General features: G+C 52.6%; 17 protein-coding genes. 1 reads left to right on the top strand and 16 read right to left on the bottom strand.

All coding sequences use genetic code 11. The features are described from left to right. Positions 1-153: 153 nt before the first annotated feature. From ACORNT_RS09620 to gor, 16 genes are all read right to left on the bottom strand, one after another. Positions 154-600, bottom strand: a complete 447-nt coding sequence (locus ACORNT_RS09620) for a DUF6641 family protein (RefSeq protein WP_321389726.1) — start codon at positions 598-600, stop codon at positions 154-156. A 371-nt stretch (positions 601-971) separates the two neighbouring features. Beyond that, positions 972-1,484, bottom strand: a complete 513-nt coding sequence (locus ACORNT_RS09615; protein ID WP_321389723.1) for a hypothetical protein — start codon at positions 1,482-1,484, stop codon at positions 972-974. Between the two features lie 62 nt (positions 1,485-1,546). Further along, positions 1,547-1,801 (bottom strand): hypothetical protein, encoded by a 255-nt coding sequence (locus ACORNT_RS09610; RefSeq protein WP_321389719.1) that lies wholly within the window; start codon positions 1,799-1,801, stop codon positions 1,547-1,549. A gap of 120 nt (positions 1,802-1,921) precedes the next feature. Then, positions 1,922-2,995, bottom strand: a complete 1,074-nt coding sequence (locus ACORNT_RS09605; RefSeq protein WP_321389716.1) for a tyrosine-type recombinase/integrase — start codon at positions 2,993-2,995, stop codon at positions 1,922-1,924. Positions 2,996-3,179: 184 nt separating this feature from the next. Next, positions 3,180-3,788, bottom strand: coding sequence for a hypothetical protein (locus ACORNT_RS09600; RefSeq protein WP_321389714.1), 609 nt, complete (start codon positions 3,786-3,788; stop codon positions 3,180-3,182). A gap of 108 nt (positions 3,789-3,896) precedes the next feature. Then, positions 3,897-4,421, bottom strand: a complete 525-nt coding sequence (locus ACORNT_RS09595) for a hypothetical protein (RefSeq protein ID WP_321389711.1) — start codon at positions 4,419-4,421, stop codon at positions 3,897-3,899. Continuing rightward, entirely contained in the window at positions 4,418-4,798 is a 381-nt protein-coding gene (locus tag ACORNT_RS09590; protein WP_321389710.1) for a hypothetical protein, read from the bottom strand. Before ACORNT_RS09590 ends, ACORNT_RS09595 begins: the two co-directional genes overlap by 4 nt. A gap of 92 nt (positions 4,799-4,890) precedes the next feature. Further along, complete coding sequence (gene rpsD, locus ACORNT_RS09585) at positions 4,891-5,508, bottom strand: 30S ribosomal protein S4 (RefSeq protein WP_321389708.1); 618 nt, start codon at positions 5,506-5,508, stop codon at positions 4,891-4,893. Positions 5,509-5,707: 199 nt separating this feature from the next. Next, entirely contained in the window at positions 5,708-6,325 is a 618-nt protein-coding gene (locus ACORNT_RS09580) for a hypothetical protein (RefSeq protein ID WP_321389705.1), read from the bottom strand. Then, on the bottom strand, positions 6,268-7,092 hold the full coding sequence (locus ACORNT_RS09575; protein ID WP_321389702.1) for an RNA methyltransferase: 825 nt from the start codon (positions 7,090-7,092) through the stop codon (positions 6,268-6,270). The genes ACORNT_RS09580 and ACORNT_RS09575 overlap by 58 nt, the downstream gene beginning before the upstream one ends. A gap of 5 nt (positions 7,093-7,097) precedes the next feature. Then, positions 7,098-7,820 (bottom strand): hypothetical protein, encoded by a 723-nt coding sequence (locus ACORNT_RS09570; protein WP_321389699.1) that lies wholly within the window; start codon positions 7,818-7,820, stop codon positions 7,098-7,100. A 15-nt stretch (positions 7,821-7,835) separates the two neighbouring features. Further along, positions 7,836-9,281 (bottom strand): cysteine--tRNA ligase, encoded by a 1,446-nt coding sequence (gene cysS, locus ACORNT_RS09565; RefSeq protein WP_321389697.1) that lies wholly within the window; start codon positions 9,279-9,281, stop codon positions 7,836-7,838. Further along, the gene (gene gltX, locus ACORNT_RS09560; protein WP_321389695.1) at positions 9,278-10,615 is read right to left on the bottom strand and encodes a glutamate--tRNA ligase; all 1,338 of its coding nucleotides are present in this window, start codon (positions 10,613-10,615) and stop codon (positions 9,278-9,280) included. The genes cysS and gltX overlap by 4 nt, the downstream gene beginning before the upstream one ends. A gap of 29 nt (positions 10,616-10,644) precedes the next feature. Next, positions 10,645-12,342 carry an NAD+ synthase gene (locus tag ACORNT_RS09555; RefSeq protein ID WP_321389692.1) on the bottom strand — a complete coding sequence of 566 codons (1,698 nt, stop codon included), beginning with the start codon at positions 12,340-12,342 and terminating at the stop codon, positions 10,645-10,647. A 19-nt stretch (positions 12,343-12,361) separates the two neighbouring features. Continuing rightward, positions 12,362-13,741, bottom strand: coding sequence for a class II 3-deoxy-7-phosphoheptulonate synthase (locus ACORNT_RS09550; RefSeq protein ID WP_321389688.1), 1,380 nt, complete (start codon positions 13,739-13,741; stop codon positions 12,362-12,364). Between the two features lie 133 nt (positions 13,742-13,874). Next, positions 13,875-15,224: a glutathione-disulfide reductase gene (gor, locus tag ACORNT_RS09545; protein WP_321389686.1), complete on the bottom strand. Its 1,350-nt coding sequence runs from the start codon at positions 15,222-15,224 to the stop codon at positions 13,875-13,877. 148 nt (positions 15,225-15,372) lie between these two features. Between gor and ACORNT_RS09540 the strand changes: the two genes are divergently transcribed. Next, the gene (locus tag ACORNT_RS09540) at positions 15,373-16,881 is read left to right on the top strand and encodes a DUF945 family protein (protein ID WP_321389682.1); all 1,509 of its coding nucleotides are present in this window, start codon (positions 15,373-15,375) and stop codon (positions 16,879-16,881) included. The last annotated feature ends 2 nt before the right edge of the window (positions 16,882-16,883 follow it).

The following is a 16,883-nucleotide window of genomic DNA, read 5'->3' as shown; positions in this document are numbered from 1 at the left end:
GTTAGCGTGAGTATAAAAAAAGCAATATCGAAGCTATTGATGATGCTGATTTTTTTCTCGCCCAATTAAGCGCCAGCATAATACCAGTTAATCCGTCGCTTATTTAATCATAAATTCCCGCAACTGTCACGCGCATGCTGGCAACCAACTCTTCTAACGGTTTCTCCTCAGTGTCGCCATGCGCTCCTTCTTTGCCGCCAGCAAGGCCTTATCAAGTTCTCCTGCCTGTACAGCCTGCATGACTGTAGCAATGACCTTTGGCATCTGTTTCAGGTCACCAACTTCAATGGCGGTCTTCTCACCAGCGATCTTCATCACCTTCCCGCCATAACGCAATTCAACATACCAGGTGCCTTCCCCGTTATGCCAGAACCACTTCCTAATCCTGCGCGGAACTTCCTGCGCGACACGCTCCCCATTTTCATTGGTGACGAACACCCTGCGTGTCTTGATGAACTCCTTACCTGCCAACTCCGCTTCAACGAGCTCTTTCTGTTCAGCAAGACGATCATAAAGCTTCCCCCGCAAGCTTTCCTCAATCGTTGCCCTCTGTTGAACACGTTTTTCTGAAGTGAGTTTTAACTTTTCCAATACCGTCATTTCCATCTCCTTTGTCTGGTAGTCAATGACGATAAAGCCTGTCTATGCAATGTCGATCTTTCAGGCCTTAATCTGGCTATCTATACCCTATATTTTCTAAGGCTTCCCACCACATTAAGTTAGATAAACACCTCTCATTTCCCATGCCTGATTAATTTTTTATTGTTCCATTCCAACCAATGCCAATGATTATATTCCAATTATTTTTTATCCTGTTTCACCCTTTTATTTTTTTGATGGATGATTGTTGTTAAATTGTTTTAGGCAATAAAATACAATTGCCGCTCAGCTTCTGAGCAGTTCTTTAAAGCATCAGTCTGTTAGTAGCTTTGCCCTATCCATGCCGCCGTCGTAACGGCCGCCAACACTAATTACTTACTGTATTTCACACTGTTATAGTTTGATGGTAGCCACGTATCTTTCGTTATGTAGCTACCCACCGTTATTTGATCCTGTGCTGTTAACACTTTCTGCACATCCATGCTGCCGCTTTGATTATATTTCTGCCAGAGTTTGGGAGCGATAAATGCAAACCGCCAGTCCTTCTTTCCGCCTGCCAGTTTCAGCGTCATATGCCAATGAAGATTGCTGTTCAGATGTTCTGGTGCACCTATATATTGAAGTCGATCCGTTGCGGGCAACTTAAACCATTTTTTGCCATAGAGCTTTCTGTTCACACAATTGGACCAGTGCTCCAAGCGTTTCTCTGCACCTGCAAGGTTCGTTTCTCTATTAAAAACAGCCGTTACAAAGTAATCCCCATCAAAGTCCACAATGAACTGCTGTAATTCGTCATTTAATCTTTTATTGAATGTATATCCGTTGTTCCCAATATAATTTTCCACTTTTCTACTTGTTCCTAAATAATTTAAAAATAAACTCATAAAAAATAACATTAAGTATATGTTTTTAATGCCTAATTATACAATATTAGCTCTTCCTGTGTCTATATATTTTTCGTCTTTAAAGCCTGCAATTCCTCGTGTTTCAGCAGTATATCCATCTGCCGTTCCCCAACATCCAAAGCCTTGTCCGCAAGCTCCACTTCAGCAGTGTTCTTGTACATTCTTCTCACCAATGCCAGGTGCTCATCCTCTGCCGCTGCCCGCTTCGCCAACTGCTTCTTTATCTGGTTTAATTGTCTGAGCGTTATCCCTCTAAATGGGGGAGCATCTTCGCCTAAAATTTCATAATATCTCATGTCAGCAACCTCCTAGTTGCTGGTATTTAGTCAACCATCGACATTTCGGTAAAATCTCAGACTACCCCATTCTATATGGTACAGCCTTTTGTCGCTTTTACGATCGAAGATGCGGGGAAGTTACAGCAATTTGTCCGCTGCAAGGGAGGTCGTCACATGTCCATAGTGCCGCTCAATCATTTGCACTGAAGTCCCCATATTTCTGGCCAGCAAGTAAACATCAACCCCGCCATATAATAGCCTGTAAGTCGCATAGGTATGCCTGAGAGAATAAAGCGTCCTGTTCTTGCCATACCTGTCCGTTTCCAGTCCGCATGCCTCCAGCAACCGCTTAAAGCCAACCTCAAACGTCTGCACCAGTTCACCACTGGTTTTAACGAACAGATATCCCCCGCTGTCCCGTGCTTCCTGTAATGAACCATACTCATAAAATTTCAGCAGCCGTTGAATGATATATTTGGCAACAGTCGTCCCAATTAAAGCTCGTTTTCCCGTCTTCCCATCAACCCATATGCGCAGGACCTCATTGGATTTGCCATTGCTGCTGAGCGTAACGATCTCAATATCACCCCACTTTAAGTGACGGGCTTCCCCAACCCGCATGCCTGTATTGGACATCAGCCGTACATAAAGCGCCAGAAGCGCCCTGTCATGCTGCACACGGGGATGACGGGTCTCTCTTATACGCCTGAGCATAACCCGCATTAGAAGCTTGTATTCATGTATGTCAAAGGCGCTTCTGCGATTGGTTTTGGCAGACTTCGACTGCATAAAAGGAACCGCACTCAACCACCCCCGCTCAACAGCATGCTTGAACACCTGGCGCAATATACCCTGTTCCATGACGAGTGTTTTCTGACTGGGGACTTCCGCTTTGCGATACACCTGCCGTTCAGCCCCGTAGCCAACAGTCCAGTAATCCAGTCGCCATTCATCATATTCCGCAAAGTGAGCGGATCTAATCTCAGTGATAAAAAAGCGGCCAAAGAAGGGATTTAAATATCTGTCAACGGTCCCCACAATCAGGTTACGGCGCCCCTTGCTCAAACGCCCTTCTGTCGTCTCCCGTTCAACCTTCCTAATAAAATCAGCGGCTACCTTCCTAAAAGATGCCGCTGATAAATTTTTCTGGTTTTGGTGCTTGTATCTGAGCTCGTCGTAGATTTCCTCTGCTATCCGTTTCGCTTCTTCCAAGTCCGCTGTTCTGGTACTTCTGCGAATGAGCTTTCTATCTGGTCCCAATCGCAAACGGCATTGCCAGAAGCCGTGCCTGTCATCAGCCCGCGTGTGAAGCACAATCCTGCCCCCCCGCATCGTTATCGTTCGTTGTCTGCTATCCATATACACCTCGCACTTCAATGTGTTTGCGATGTGTATTTTAAAGCCTGAAAGAACGATTACGATCGATGATAAAAGCTAAAGAGAGTTCTGCAACTGCGGTAATTGACATCAAAACGGCAAACACAATTACAAAGCCGTGTAATGACATATCACCTAACCACGCCCCTACTGCACAGATAACATAAGAGATTTGTATAAAGGCTGTCGTCATAATGCTGGCATCATTACCTGACTGCATATCTTTTTGTGTGAGCCACGTAATTGGTCCAGTAGCAACACCATAGGACCAAAGCAGCAAAGGAAGCAATGTCTCAGATGTGGCAATCTCTATATAATAAATCAGCACCAGAATGCACCAAAATGATAAAACACCAACCGTATAAAGCCGTCCCAATACCCCCATTAAAAGGGCAGCCGTTAGTCGACCTTGTTCCATAAATGTTAGAGCAGGTTTCGCCAAGAACATTGATGGGGCAAGCACTATACCAATCACCGCACTAGCAAGAATTATAACAAGTAGACCATACCCAATAATCGCCCACTCGCCCAAAAACGCCAACCAGACACCAGAGACGATTCCACCAAATGAGTTCAATAAAAATAACGGCACCATAAGTGCTGCCAAGAATCTAGAGATTGCTTCCATGTTCTACTTCCCCCTCCTATCCATTTATACACCTCGCACTTCAATGTGTTTGCGATGCGTATTTTAAAGCCTGAAAGAACGATTGCGATCTATGATCAAAGTGCCTACTTAGCCTACTTGTTCGATCTCAGTTTTGATCCATTCTAAATCATCCGCTGCTTCTTTTTCATTGTAATACCCGCTAGCTTTCAATTGCCCCACAGCATAATGCCACATTTTTAACAAGTCCTGCCCAGTGCCACTCAGAACACCCCTATATATATGGTATTCCCCACAAGCTAGTTCACGCCCCAAAATATTCAGCATCACCACAAACACTAAATCTCTAGCATTCATGCCATCTTTTTGTAGCGAAAGTTTTGTCTTCTCCGCACCCTCTGTACTTGTAAACTCTCTCACCAATGCATCTTTTATTGGGTATAATCCAGTTACTGTATCAATCTCATTTGCCACTTTCTCCAACTCAGCCAAAACCTGTGCAACTTCAAAGTTCATAGCGTCTTCATTTGAATGACGGGACGCTTCTATTTTCTCTTGCACTCGCTCAATTACAAAAAGCTCTTCAAGTGCTGTTTGGTGGCCATTTTGAGCTGGGCCCGCCATATAAGTTGGAGGATCAAGTCGAGCAATCACAATGGACTTGTCTTAAAAAAGTAAGCTAGTGACAATCCCCCTAACCAGTACAACTCACTCCACAAGCATATTCCCCCCCACACAAAACCCGCCAGCCTCATAAGATTCATCATTGCGGATAGAGCTTGAGCAGGAAGTGGGAACAATATGTATAGCCAATATCGCCTAAACACTTCAATTTCATGTTCCTTCATTAAAGAACAAATTTCAGCATCCTTCGACGGTTTAAGAAGAAAGATATAGCACATCGCAAGCAGCCATAGCCCATATGCCATACAGACAAAAACAATGGCTGATATCTGTAAAGAATAAAAACCAATCAGTGCCGCTACAACAATGCCTATAAACGCAAAAACATTGCCAATTATTCCTGCCATTGACCCCCTCCAAAAAAAAAGCCGCCCAGCAAATGCTGAACGGCTCTCTTGTTCTATTTGTCCAACCCCGCGCTTGGGATTGGTAATAGCTATTAGCGTGAGTAAAACTCGACGATCAGGTTCGGTTCCATCTGCACAGGGTAAGGAATTTCATCCAGAACCGGCTGGCGCAGGAAGGTCGCTTTATATCCGTTGTCTTCGATAGACAGATATTCCGGAACCTCGCGCTCGGCAGATTCAATACCCTGCAGGACCATCGGCACCTGGCGTGATTTTTCACGGACCTCAATCACATCACCAGGCTGCACCTGATAGCTGGGGATGTCCACTTTTTTGCCGTTCACTGTCACATGACCGTGGTTCACAAACTGACGGGCGGCAAAAACAGTCGGGACGAACTTGGAGCGGTACACAACCGCGTCCAGGCGACGCTCCAGCAGGCCAACAAGAAGCTCACCTGTATCACCACGCTGGCGATCGGCTTCCTTGTAGATGCGTTTGAACTGTTTCTCAGTGATGTTGCCATAGTAGCCTTTGAGCTTCTGTTTGGCACGCAGCTGAATACCGAAGTCGGACAGCTTGCTGCGACGACCCTGGCCGTGCTGGCCCGGTCCATATTCGCGTTTGTTTACCGGAGACTTCGGACGACCCCAGATGTTTTCGCCCAACCGGCGGTCAATTTTATATTTGGCTTGAATTCGTTTTGTCATAATCTCGAATCGCTTGTGTTAAGAGTTAAAATTCAGCGCCGCAGCCTCGATTCCAGACAATCAGGAAACAGACTGCGCAACCCGGGAACCTCCCCCGAGTCATTACGATGGGCGGAATATATAGGGATAAGTCTGAGAGTCAACGGGAAAAGGCTGGAAAAACGAGGAAATCGTGGCTCTTCACCTGAAATTTCGCCGATTATTTGATAACTTCCAGCTTTCCACTTGATTCATATTTTTTGATCAGTTTTCTCTCATACTTGCCACCATGTTCGATCCGGGTAATATCCTTGCAGCGGATGATGGCTCTGGACCTTGGCTGCGGACGATCGTATTCATCCAGCGTTGGATATTCATCAAGTACAAGAAAATCACCTGCTTCGATCACGTCACCGATGTAGACGACATCATTATCTATATTTTCGATGTGAACGGAAATATATCTGGAACGACTTTTCATATCCGAAATTACAGTCTGAAAGGATGTCAGATCCAACTCGGGAATTTCAGGAATATCATTTTTATCTTTTGCCAACTGACTGATTTTAAGCAGTTCGCGACTTTCAGACCGCACAAAAAATATATTCTTCAGTTCAAAAATCGAGAAGCCGTCATAAGTTCCGTCGTCATCGATCAAGGCGGCCAGCACCAGTGTATCGGAAAACTGACTGACAAAGCCGGTGAATGTATTTACAGGATCGCTGTAAACCTGGAAGTCGACAAGCGTCTCGCCTGACATATAGTCTTCCAAATAACTTTTCATACTTTCTTGTTTTCCTTGTTTTTTCGGGAATTCTCGGCCTTTTCCTTCTGCCATTCAGGGCCGCCGCCGGTGGCCAGGGACCGGATGACCCCGCGCAGGGTACGCACCTCTTCCTGGGTAAAATGAGCCCGTGTCAGCATGTTGCGCAGGTTACGAACCATGGTCGGCCGGCGCTTTTCATGGCGCAGGTATCCGCTTTCCGTCAGTTCCCCTTCCAGATGGTCAAACAGGCCCTGCATTTCCTCAGACGTTGCCGGTGTCGTGTCCAGAGTGGGGGTATGAGTTTCCGGCGTCTCATCGCCGGCCTGGAACCATTCGTATGCCAGCAGCACCACCGCCTGGGCGAGATTCAGGCTGGCGAAGGCCGGATTGAGCGGCACCGAGACGATGGCGTCACAAGGGGCCACATCTTCATTTTTGAGCCCGGCCTTTTCCGGGCCGAACAGCAGGCCCACTTTCAGGCCCTGATCCACCTTTTCCCGCATGACGTCTGCACATTTGCGGGGGGTGATGATCGGTTTGATCATGTCGCGCATGCGGGCCGTGGTGGCATAGACATGATGCAGGTCCTGGATCGCGTCGGCCGTGGTCGCATACACCTTGGCGTTCTCCAGCACCACATCGGCCCCGGCCGCCGCCGGCCAGGCCGCTTCATTGGGCCAGCCGTCGCGCGGGGCGACAAGCCTCAGGTCGGTCAGGCCGAAATTATACATGGCCCTGACCGCCTTGCCGATATTCTCGCCAAGCTGCGCCCCGACAAGGATGATGGCCGGGCCGTTTTCATGAATTTTTGCGGTTTGGGTGCTGTCTGTGCCTGCCATATTCTTCAATCAATCTTGATCCACAGGCATTTTGACACCCCCAGGAGTTCGCCGTCTTTGGCATAAATGGCGGTGCCGGACAGCATCTTACGGCTTTCATCCCGTTTGATCGGCCAGGCAATGACAATATAGTCCTCGTCCCGGTCCAGTTCCCGTTTTAATACCAGTTTCTGGTTGGCAATCAGGGCTTTCTCGCCCGGTGCAAAGATCGCCCAGGCGCTGGGACAGTCGAGCACCGCCGCCATTTCATGCATGGGCACCTTGTCCCCCTGAAGATAAAGATGCGGCCGCCACACGCAAGCCAGCAGGCCGGCGTCCCGTCCCGCCACCGGGCCGGTCATCAGGTGCGGCGCCTCGTGGGGATCGCGCTTGTCGCCACAGATGTAACAGTCGCGGAACGGATTATAGGCGGGAAATACCACCGCCTTCTCGGCTTCCAGAGCCTGCTCATAACTCACAGGTCCGGGCACATCGGCCAGCACCAGGTCGGTATCGCCGAATTCCTCCCCCTGTACAATCAGGGTGTCATCCTGCATCAGGCTGGCTTTGCCGTCTTTCAGCTCCATCGTCAGCGGCACTTCCATGGGGATCGGCTTGAACAGATTGACCTGGGCCGTCACGGGATAGGGCTTCTTTAACGCCCCCACAGCCAGGCCGATGCTGTAACCACCATTGGCGCCAAACGGCGGGCCTTGGTATTTCTTGTCGATGATCAGTTGTTCGGACATGTTATTGCCTCTCCCCTATTGCCGTTCCCACGTGGTGCCATCAGGTCCGTCCAATAGCTTGATACCTTTTTCTGCTAAATCAGCCCGAATTTCATCTGCACGGGCAAAGTCTTTGTTTTTCTTTGCTTCGGCCCGTTCAGCAATCATCTTCTCTATACTTTCATTAGTAAAAGTAGCCGATCCTTTGGCACTTGAATTGAAACCTGCAGAATGTTTTGCCGAACCACTTCGAACCAACTCTGAGGTTGGCTGACCGCCTGTAGTTATTATCTCAGCTTTTTCTGGCTCAGATATATATTCCTTTCGACCAAACCAATCCTGATCCAGCAGCAGACCGAACAAATTGGCGGCCGCTTTCAGCTCTTTGGCCTTTTCTTCCTTGGCCAGACCATTGAGAACCGCAATGGCTTTCGGGGTATTGAGGTCATCGCGTAAAGCCTCAAGGAATTCTTCCGGAATATCGGCTTCGCTGGCTTCCACGCCTTCGGTCAGGCGGTACCAGCGGTCGAGCTGCTTTTTCGCCTGCTCAATCCCTGAGCGACTGAAATCCAGCGGCTGGCGATAATGGGCGGAAAGCAGCGCCATGCGGATCGCCTCCCCCTTGACGCCTTCCTCCAGCAGCTCATGAACGGTGATGAAATTGCCCAGCGACTTGGACATTTTCTCGCCTTCCACCGTAAGGTACCCATTATGCATCCAGTAATTGGCCAGCGGTGCGCCACCGTGGGCGCAGCGGCTCTGGGCGATTTCATTTTCATGGTGCGGGAAAATCAAATCAAGCCCGCCGCCGTGGATGTCGATGGTCTCGCCCAGCACATCCTCGATCATGCAGCTGCATTCCAGGTGCCAGCCGGGCCGTCCCCGGCCCCAGGGGCTGTCCCAGCCGGGTTGCTCGTCGCTGCTCGGTTTCCACAGCACGAAGTCGGTGGGGTCTTTTTTGTAGCTCGCCACCTCGACCCGGGCCCCGGCGATCAGTTCGTCGAGGGTCCGGTTGGAAAGCTCGCCGTAATTTTCCATGCTCGGCACATTAAACAGCACATGGCCGTCGGCGGCGTAAGCATGGCCCTTTTCAATCAGGGTTTCCACCATGTGAATCATCTGGGGAATATAGTCAGTCGCCTTCGGCCGCTCGTCCGGCAGTTCCGCATTGAGCGCGCCCATATCCTCTTCATAAATACGGGTGTATTTCTCGGTGATGACGGAAATATCTTCACCCGTTTCCTGGGCCGCCGCGATAATCTTGTCGTCAATATCAGTGATATTTCGGGCGTAGGTCAGCTTCGGATAGTCATGGCGCAACAGCCGGGCCAGCAGGTCAAACACCACCACCGGGCGGGCGTTGCCCACATGGGCATAGTTATAAACGGTAGGCCCGCAGACATACATTTTCACATGGGCCGGGTCGAGAGGAACGAACGCCTCTTTCTTCTTCGCAAGTGTGTTGTATATTTTCAGGCTCATCCGGTTTCACCCCTTAGTCTCGCCTCCAGCTTATCGCGCCCGATCAGCGGCAGCAAGGGACCCATTTCCGGCCCGTGATCCATGCCGGTGACAGCCTGGCGCAGCGGCAGGAACAGGGCCTTTCCCTTGGCGCCCGTGGCGTCTTTCACCGCCGTGGTCCAGGCCTTCCAGCTTGTTTCGTCCAGTTCGCCTTCTGGCAATAGCTCCAGCGCCTTGGCAATAAAATCCTTGTTTTCAATAATTGGCGTCAGTGGCCCGTTGACCAGTTTCGCCCAGTCCTGCACATCGCGGAGCCTGCTCAGATTCGGTCTCAGGGTTTCCCACAAGGCCTTTGAAACACCAGACATTTCCGCTCGATCCTTAACCTGCTCATAATCGGTCATATGCAGGATCTTGGCGTTCAGCACTTCCAGGTCATGGGCGTCGAACTTGGCGGTAGAACGGCTGTAGCTGGAGAAATCAAAGCTCTCGATCAGCGGCTCGAGGCTGGTGAAAGGTTCCACATCCACATTCGATCCCAGCCGGGCGAGCAGGCTGTTGATGGCCATGGGCTCGAGCCCCTCTTCCTCCCGATAGCTTTCGATGCTGGCGGTGCCGAAACGTTTGGACAGCCCCTCGCCGCCCTTGCCGGTCAGCAGGCTGAAATGAGCATAGGCCGGTGTCTTGCCACCCAGCGCCTCGAAAATCTGAGTCTGGACCGCACTGTTGGTGGCATGGTCCTCGCCGCGCATGATGTGGGTAATGCCATATTCGATATCATCGACCACCGACGGCAGCGTATAAAGATAGGAGCCATCTTCCCGGATCAGAATCGGATCGCTTAAGGAGTCCAGGTCGAAACTCTGGTGTCCCTTGACCAGGTCTTCCCATTCGACTCGGGCCGGCAGATCGAGCCTGAAACGCCAGTGGGGCCGGCGTCCCTCTTTGCGGTATTTCTCGATCTGTTCCTCGCTCATGGACAGCGCCGCACGATCGTAAACCGGCGGTTTGCCCTGACCCAGCTTGATCTTGCGCTTGAGATCAAGCTCCACTGCAGTTTCAAAACAGGGATAGAGCCGCCCCTCGGCTTTCAGCTTTTCCGCCGCCGTGTCATATTTTTCCATCCGGTCCGACTGGCGGAAACAATCATCCCAGTTCAGCCCCAGCCAGGTCAGGTCTGTCCTGATCAGGTCGGCGAATTCTTCGGTGGAACGCTCCCGGTCGGTATCGTCCAGGCGCAGGATAAATTCCCCCTGTTGCTGGCGGGCGAACAGCCAGTTCACAAGGGCGGTGCGGACATTGCCCACATGGATCTTGCCGGTGGGGCTTGGCGCAAAACGTACTTTCACAGTCATCTTGTTATCTCTCTGGCCTGAACTTCTGATCAGGCGTCCAGATCCCGCAGGCGTGCGTTGCGGTATCCATTGGTAATCGGATAGCGACGGTCACGGCCGAAGTTGCGCCGGGTGATCTTGACCCCGGGCGGTGACTGACGCCGTTTATATTCAGCCACATAGAGCAAATGCTCGATCCGCGCAACCGTTTCCGCCTCATGGCCCCGGGCGACAATTTCCTTGAACGCCAGTTCCTTTTCGATCAGGCACTCCAGAATATCATCCAGAATGTCATAGGGCGGCAGGCTGTCTTCGTCTTTCTGGCCGGGACGCAGTTCGGCGGTTGGCGGTTTGGAAATGATATTTTCCGGAATCACCCGGCCTTCCGGACCAAGGGCGCCAACCGGATCATTTTCGTTGCGCCAGCTGCACAGCTTAAAGACATCGGTTTTGTAGATATCCTTGAGCACCGAATAGCCGCCGCACATATCGCCGTACAGGGTGGCATAACCGACGGACATTTCCGACTTGTTGCCGGTGGTCAGCACCATATGGCCGAACTTGTTGCTGATCGCCATCAGCATCATACCGCGCAGGCGGCTCTGGATATTTTCCTCGGTAATATCGGGTTCGGTGCCGGCAAACTGGCCGGCCAGCATCTCGTCGAAAGCCCTGACCGCCGGCACGATGGGAATATTATCGATACGGGCCCCGAGCAAAGCCGCACAATCGGCCGCATCCAGCAGGCTTTCCTCGCTGGTATATTTTGACGGCATCATCACCAGATGCACCTTGTCCGCGCCAAGGGCGTCCACCGCGACAGCGGCGCTCAGCGCACTGTCGATGCCGCCGGACATACCCAGAAGAACGCCCGGGAAACGGTTCTTTTCCACATAATCCCGAAGCCCCAGCATCATGGCCTGATACATGGCCGCATAACCGTTACCGGCAGGACGAATATCGCCCTTTTCACAGCTCCAGCCGGACGTGTCCTTTATCCAGTTGGTGACGGTCACATCCTCCAGCCAGCTTTCCGCCTGGACTACCAGGTTATAATCCTTGTTCAGGACAAAAGATCCACCGTCAAAGACAAGTTCGTCTTGGCCGCCAAGCTGATTTACATAAACCAGCGGCAGCTCGCTTTCCTGCACCCGTTTCAGGGCAAGCTGCAGGCGCTCGTTATATTTGCCGCGCTCGTAAGGTGAACCATTGGTCACCACCAGGATCTCGGCGCCGGTTTCGGCCAGGCATTCGGTCACATCCGGATACCACATGTCCTCGCAGATCACGATACCGAGCTTGACACCGCGGAAATTGACCGGCCCCTGCAGGGGACCCTCGTCAAAAATCCGCATTTCATCAAAAACGCCGTAGTTCGGGAGGTCATGTTTATAGCGCAGGGCCGCTATCTTGCCGCCATCCAGAAGCAATGCCGCATTAAACAGCTTGGGTTCGGACTTTTTGTCGCCTTCAGCCGACCAGCAACAGCCAACCAGCATGGCCGGGCCGCCGTCAGAGGTCATCTCGGCAAGTTCCCTGACCTTGGCCATGGCCTGACGCTGGAAGACCGGTTTCAGAACCAGATCTTCCGGCGGATAACCCAGCAGGATCAGTTCGCTATAGACAACAAGGTCAGCCCCCTCGGCTGCCGCTTTATCCCTCGCCTCAAGGATCATTCGGGCGTTGCCGTCCAGATCTCCGACTGTGGGATTAAGGGTCGCCAGCGCGATCTTCAGGCTGTTTGTCATCTAAAGTCCCTACTCTGCCTCAGGAAGCCTTTTTCTCTTCCGCCATCCTGGCGTCCCGCTCATCCTTCAGGCTTTCCGCAATCAGGAAGGCAAGCTCCAGGCTCTGGCTGGCGTTCAGGCGCGGATCACAATGGGTGTGATAGCGATCGGCCAGTTTCTCGTCGGTAATGGCTTCCGCGCCACCGGTGCATTCGGTCACATTCTGACCGGTCATCTCGAAATGAACGCCGCCGGCATAGGTGCCTTCCGCCTTGTGAACTTCGAAGAATTTCTGCACTTCCTTCAGCACCCGGTCGAACGGACGGGTTTTATAGCCGCTGGTGGATTTGATGGTATTGCCGTGCATGGGGTCTGCTGACCAGACCACGGTGCGGCCTTCCTTCTCAATCCGGCGGATAATCGGCGGCAGCTTGTCCTCGACAATGTCTGCGCCCATCCGGCAGATCAGGGTAATACGGCCGGCTTCATCCTGCGGGTTCAGCTTGTCCAGAATACGGATCAGATCGTCCATATCGGTGGTCGGTCCCACTTTCAGGCCGAGCGGATTTTCAATCCCGGACAGGAATTCCACATGCGCCTCGTCCAGCACACGGGTCCGGTCACCAATCCACAGCATATGGCCGGAGGTGTCATACCAGCGACCGGAGGTGCTGTCGGTGCGGGTCATGGCTTCCTCGTACCACAGAAGCAGGGCTTCGTGGGAGACATAGAAATCAGTACCCTGCAGTTGCGGCAGGTCGGACTTGACGCCGCAGGCTTCCATGAAACGCAGGGCCTCGTCGATACGGTCGGCCATATCCCGATAACGTTCGGCAGCCGGGCTATTGGACACGAAATCCAGGTTCCACTGGTGTACTTTGTGCAGGTTGGCATAGCCCCCTTGCGCGAAAGCACGCAGCAGATTAAGGCTTGAGGCTGCCTGGCTGTAGGCGCGCAGCATGCGTTTCGGGTCGGGAATGCGGGCTTCGGGGGTGAATTCGATGCCGTTGATGATATCCCCGCGGTAGCTCGGCAGCTCCACACCGTCCTGGGTTTCCATATCGGCGCTGCGTGGTTTGGCGAACTGGCCGGCCATACGGCCTACCTTGACTACGGGGCAGCTGGCGGCAAAGGTCAAGGCGACGGACATCTGCATCAGCACACGGAAAGTATCCCGGATATTGTCGGCGCGGAATTCTGCAAAACTCTCGGCACAGTCGCCGCCCTGCAGCAAAAATGCCTTGCCGGCAGCCACATCGGCCAACTGGCTTTTCAGGCGGCGGGCTTCACCGGCAAAAACCAGCGGCGGGGATTTCCTCAGTTCAGCTTCAACAGCTTCCAGTTCGGCCTGGTCGGGATACGCCGGAACCTGCCGGATCGGCTTTGATCTCCAGCTGTCAGGTGTCCAGTTCTTACTCATCGTCTCTTCCATTCAAATCTTCAGTTAAAAAAGTGGCACTACAGGGCATTCATATAAGCATCTTCGCGCCCGAATGCCAGAAGAAACCCTGCAGATGTCCAATTTTTCACCGACCGGTCACAAACCGTTCCGGTCACTTCATCAGAACGAATTCCTCGGCAGAAGACGGATGCACGGCAACGGTGGCATCGAACTGGGCCTTGGTCGCGCCGCATTTGAGCGCAATGGCCACGCCCTGTATGATTTCCGCGGCATCCGGCCCGATCATATGGGCGCCGATCACCAGATCGGTGGATTTCTGCACGATCAGCTTCATCAGGGAACGTTCCTCGCGCCCGGCCAGGGTATATTTCATGGCCCGGAATTCTGAGCGGAAGACCTGGATATCGTCGCCATATTTTTCGGCCGCCTCTTCCTCGCCAAGGCCAACAGTGCCGATCGGCGGCTGGGAGAAAATGGCGGTCGGGATATAGTCATAATCCACCGTGGTCGGCGTATCGTTGAACTGGGTTGCGGCCAGAGCCGCCCCTTCCTTGATGGCCACCGGCGTCAGTTGCACCCGGTCGGTGACATCGCCGACGGCAAAAATATTGTCGACCGAGGTGCGATATTGCTCATCGACGATAATGGCGCCGTTTTTCTGCATCTTGACGCCCAGTTCCCCGAGCCCCAGGCCCTTGACATTGGGCACCCGGCCGGTGGCATACATGACTGCGCCCGCCTCCAGCATTGAGCCATCCGTCAGGCTCAGTGACAAGCCGTCATCAGTTTTTTCGATGGCGGTGACATTGGTCTGAAGGCGCACATCAACGCCTTTTTTGCGCATTTCTTCATAAAGCTTGTCGCGGACTTCCCGGTCAAAGCCGCGCAAAATCTGCTCACCCCGGTACAGGAGAGTGGTTTCCACACCCAGACCGTTGAAAATACCGGCGAATTCAACCGCGATATAACCGCCGCCGACGACGGTGATTTTTTCCGGCAGATTGTCCAGGTGAAAAGCCTCGTTGGAGGAAATGGCATGTTCTATCCCCTGCACATCGGGCATCTGCGGCCAGCCGCCGGTGGCGATCAGGATCTTGTCTGCAGTCACCGTCTTTACCCCGTCCGGGCCGGTCAGTTCAATGGTATGGGTGTCCAGCAGCCTGCCGCGGGCCTGGATCACCTCGACCCCGGCCCCTTCAAGATTCTTGAGATAGAGTCCATTGAGCCGGTCGATTTCTTTGTCCTTGTTGGCCACCAGTCTGGTCCAGTCGAAACTCGCCTGTTCCCGGCTCCAGCCAAAACCGGCGCTGTCGGCAAAATGACCTTTGTATTCGGAGGCATAGACAAACAGTTTTTTCGGCACGCAGCCGCGGATCACACAGGTGCCGCCGACCCGATAGTCCTCGCACAGGCCTACTTTCGCGCCGTAGGATGAAGCCATTCTGCTGGCGCGCACGCCGCCGGACCCCGCCCCGATTACAAAAAAGTCATAGTCGTACATATTCTTTCCCTGTTTTGTCATTGTTGCCAACAGTTGTTCAAGATTGGTCTTATCACAAAATTATCAAGTGACTAAGGCCAAGATTGAGCTATAGTCACGATAATTTGATCCGGCAGCAGGGCCGGACTGCCTAACGCGGGGAATATTCATGAATAAAAAGCGCATTATCTGGGCCTCTGTCGGCGTCGTTCTGGTCATTATCCTTGGAATCCTGCCATGGTTTTTCGGCAACATGGCTCACAATAAACTTGAAGAACAGGCCGCGACCATCTCTGAAATCCCCGGCTATGCCCTGACCATCCGTGAATATGACCAGGGCTGGTTTTCCTCCCGCGCGCTGATCACTTATGGCTTTGACCAGCACATGCTGGATATCCTTGAACAGTCCGAACAAAAAAGCGAAATGGACCAGATGATGCTGGAGCTGTTCAGAACAGGGGCAGAGTTCGAGGTCGACATCGCCCACGGCCCGGTTACCTTCCAGAACGGCATCAGCTTCGCCCTGCTGAGCGCAGACGGTTCCCTCAAGGGATTTGATACCGACGGATATCGTGACTTCCAGGCACAGGCGGCGGTCCCCGGCTTCCTCAATGTGGAGGCTGAAGTCTCCTATCTTGGCGCCACCACCCTTGATATGACGAGCCCGAAATTTACCGCCGTCGTCACCAATGACAAGGGACAGGAAATCACCATCACCTCTGGTGGTCTTGCGACAAAAACAACCTTTTCCGCCGATATCACCCATTATGATACCGAGGGGGAAATGCCCCTCTTCACCGTCACCGGCACCGGCGAAACCTTCATCCTGAAAAAACTTTCCTTTGAAGGATCCGGCGACAAGGTCAATGACTTTATCTGGCTCGGCGAAGGCGAAACCGAACTGGGGGAACTGTCCCTCACCGGCCCCCAGGGCAGCTTTGTCGCCAGCAACTTCGAAATTGAATATGATCTTGAGCAAGCCGGCGACAACAACATCGACTTCGGGATGACCCTGCGGCTGCCGCAGTTTCTGTTTGCGCCCGATGACAATAAAATCACCGGACTCGACCTCAAGGATATTCTTGTGGATATGAGCCTCAACCGGCTGGATGAAGGAGCCCTCACCGACTATGTGAAGGGGATCAAGCAGCTGACGAATAATATGAACGTCGGCAGCCCGGAAGAACAGCAGCAGATACAGATGCAGACCCTGCAGGTGATCAATGACGCCGGCCGCAGGCTGCTGCTCAATTCGCCCGAGCTGGACATCCGCGAGCTCGCCTTCAAGATGGACGGCGGCAGCTTTGACGGCGACGGTATGGTGAAGATCAATGCCGAAGGGCTGGACAATGCCATGATCCTGTCTATGCCGGGCGAGCTCACCAAACGGCTCGATCTGGACCTCACCGCCCGCTTTGACCAGCCGCTGGCCGAGGCCTTTGTGCTGATGGGTATGAAAAAACAGATGGCCGCCACCGGTATCGACATGGGCTTCATGCCGCCGGAACAGCTCAAAGAAGCGGTCAGCATTCAGACCAGCCTGATGCTGCAGACCTATGCCCAGCAGGGCCTGATTGTCGCCGGCGAGGAGAAAAACACTTATCAGACCCGCATCCAGATCAAGGACGGCCAGCAGATGGTTAACGGCAAGGCGATTCAGCTGCCGATGGGGCAGTAAGA

The organism is Emcibacter sp., assembly GCF_963675455.1.
Classification (GTDB): Bacteria; Pseudomonadota; Alphaproteobacteria; order Sphingomonadales; family Emcibacteraceae; genus Emcibacter.
The sequence above is the reverse complement of the archived record's forward strand: the minus strand, read 5'-3'. Positions and strand labels throughout refer to the sequence as shown.

Excerpts from the sequence above, each read along its gene's own strand:
- ACORNT_RS09575 (WP_321389702.1), bottom strand. The coding sequence starts at position 7,092 with ATGGCAGGCACAGACAGCACCCAAACCGCAAAAATTCATGAAAACGGC.
- ACORNT_RS09580 (WP_321389705.1), bottom strand. The coding sequence starts at position 6,325 with ATGGCAGAAGGAAAAGGCCGAGAATTCCCGAAAAAACAAGGAAAACAA.
- ACORNT_RS09570 (WP_321389699.1), bottom strand. The coding sequence starts at position 7,820 with ATGTCCGAACAACTGATCATCGACAAGAAATACCAAGGCCCGCCGTTT.
- cysS (WP_321389697.1), bottom strand. The coding sequence starts at position 9,281 with ATGAGCCTGAAAATATACAACACACTTGCGAAGAAGAAAGAGGCGTTC.
- gltX (WP_321389695.1), bottom strand. The coding sequence starts at position 10,615 with ATGACTGTGAAAGTACGTTTTGCGCCAAGCCCCACCGGCAAGATCCAT.
- ACORNT_RS09620 (WP_321389726.1), bottom strand. The coding sequence starts at position 600 with ATGACGGTATTGGAAAAGTTAAAACTCACTTCAGAAAAACGTGTTCAA.
- ACORNT_RS09550 (WP_321389688.1), bottom strand. The coding sequence starts at position 13,741 with ATGAGTAAGAACTGGACACCTGACAGCTGGAGATCAAAGCCGATCCGG.
- ACORNT_RS09590 (WP_321389710.1), bottom strand. The coding sequence starts at position 4,798 with ATGGCAGGAATAATTGGCAATGTTTTTGCGTTTATAGGCATTGTTGTA.
- ACORNT_RS09600 (WP_321389714.1), bottom strand. The coding sequence starts at position 3,788 with ATGGAAGCAATCTCTAGATTCTTGGCAGCACTTATGGTGCCGTTATTT.
- ACORNT_RS09540 (WP_321389682.1), top strand. The coding sequence starts at position 15,373 with ATGAATAAAAAGCGCATTATCTGGGCCTCTGTCGGCGTCGTTCTGGTC.
- rpsD (WP_321389708.1), bottom strand. The coding sequence starts at position 5,508 with ATGACAAAACGAATTCAAGCCAAATATAAAATTGACCGCCGGTTGGGC.
- ACORNT_RS09555 (WP_321389692.1), bottom strand. The coding sequence starts at position 12,342 with ATGACAAACAGCCTGAAGATCGCGCTGGCGACCCTTAATCCCACAGTC.
- ACORNT_RS09610 (WP_321389719.1), bottom strand. The coding sequence starts at position 1,801 with ATGAGATATTATGAAATTTTAGGCGAAGATGCTCCCCCATTTAGAGGG.
- ACORNT_RS09615 (WP_321389723.1), bottom strand. The coding sequence starts at position 1,484 with ATGAGTTTATTTTTAAATTATTTAGGAACAAGTAGAAAAGTGGAAAAT.
- gor (WP_321389686.1), bottom strand. The coding sequence starts at position 15,224 with ATGTACGACTATGACTTTTTTGTAATCGGGGCGGGGTCCGGCGGCGTG.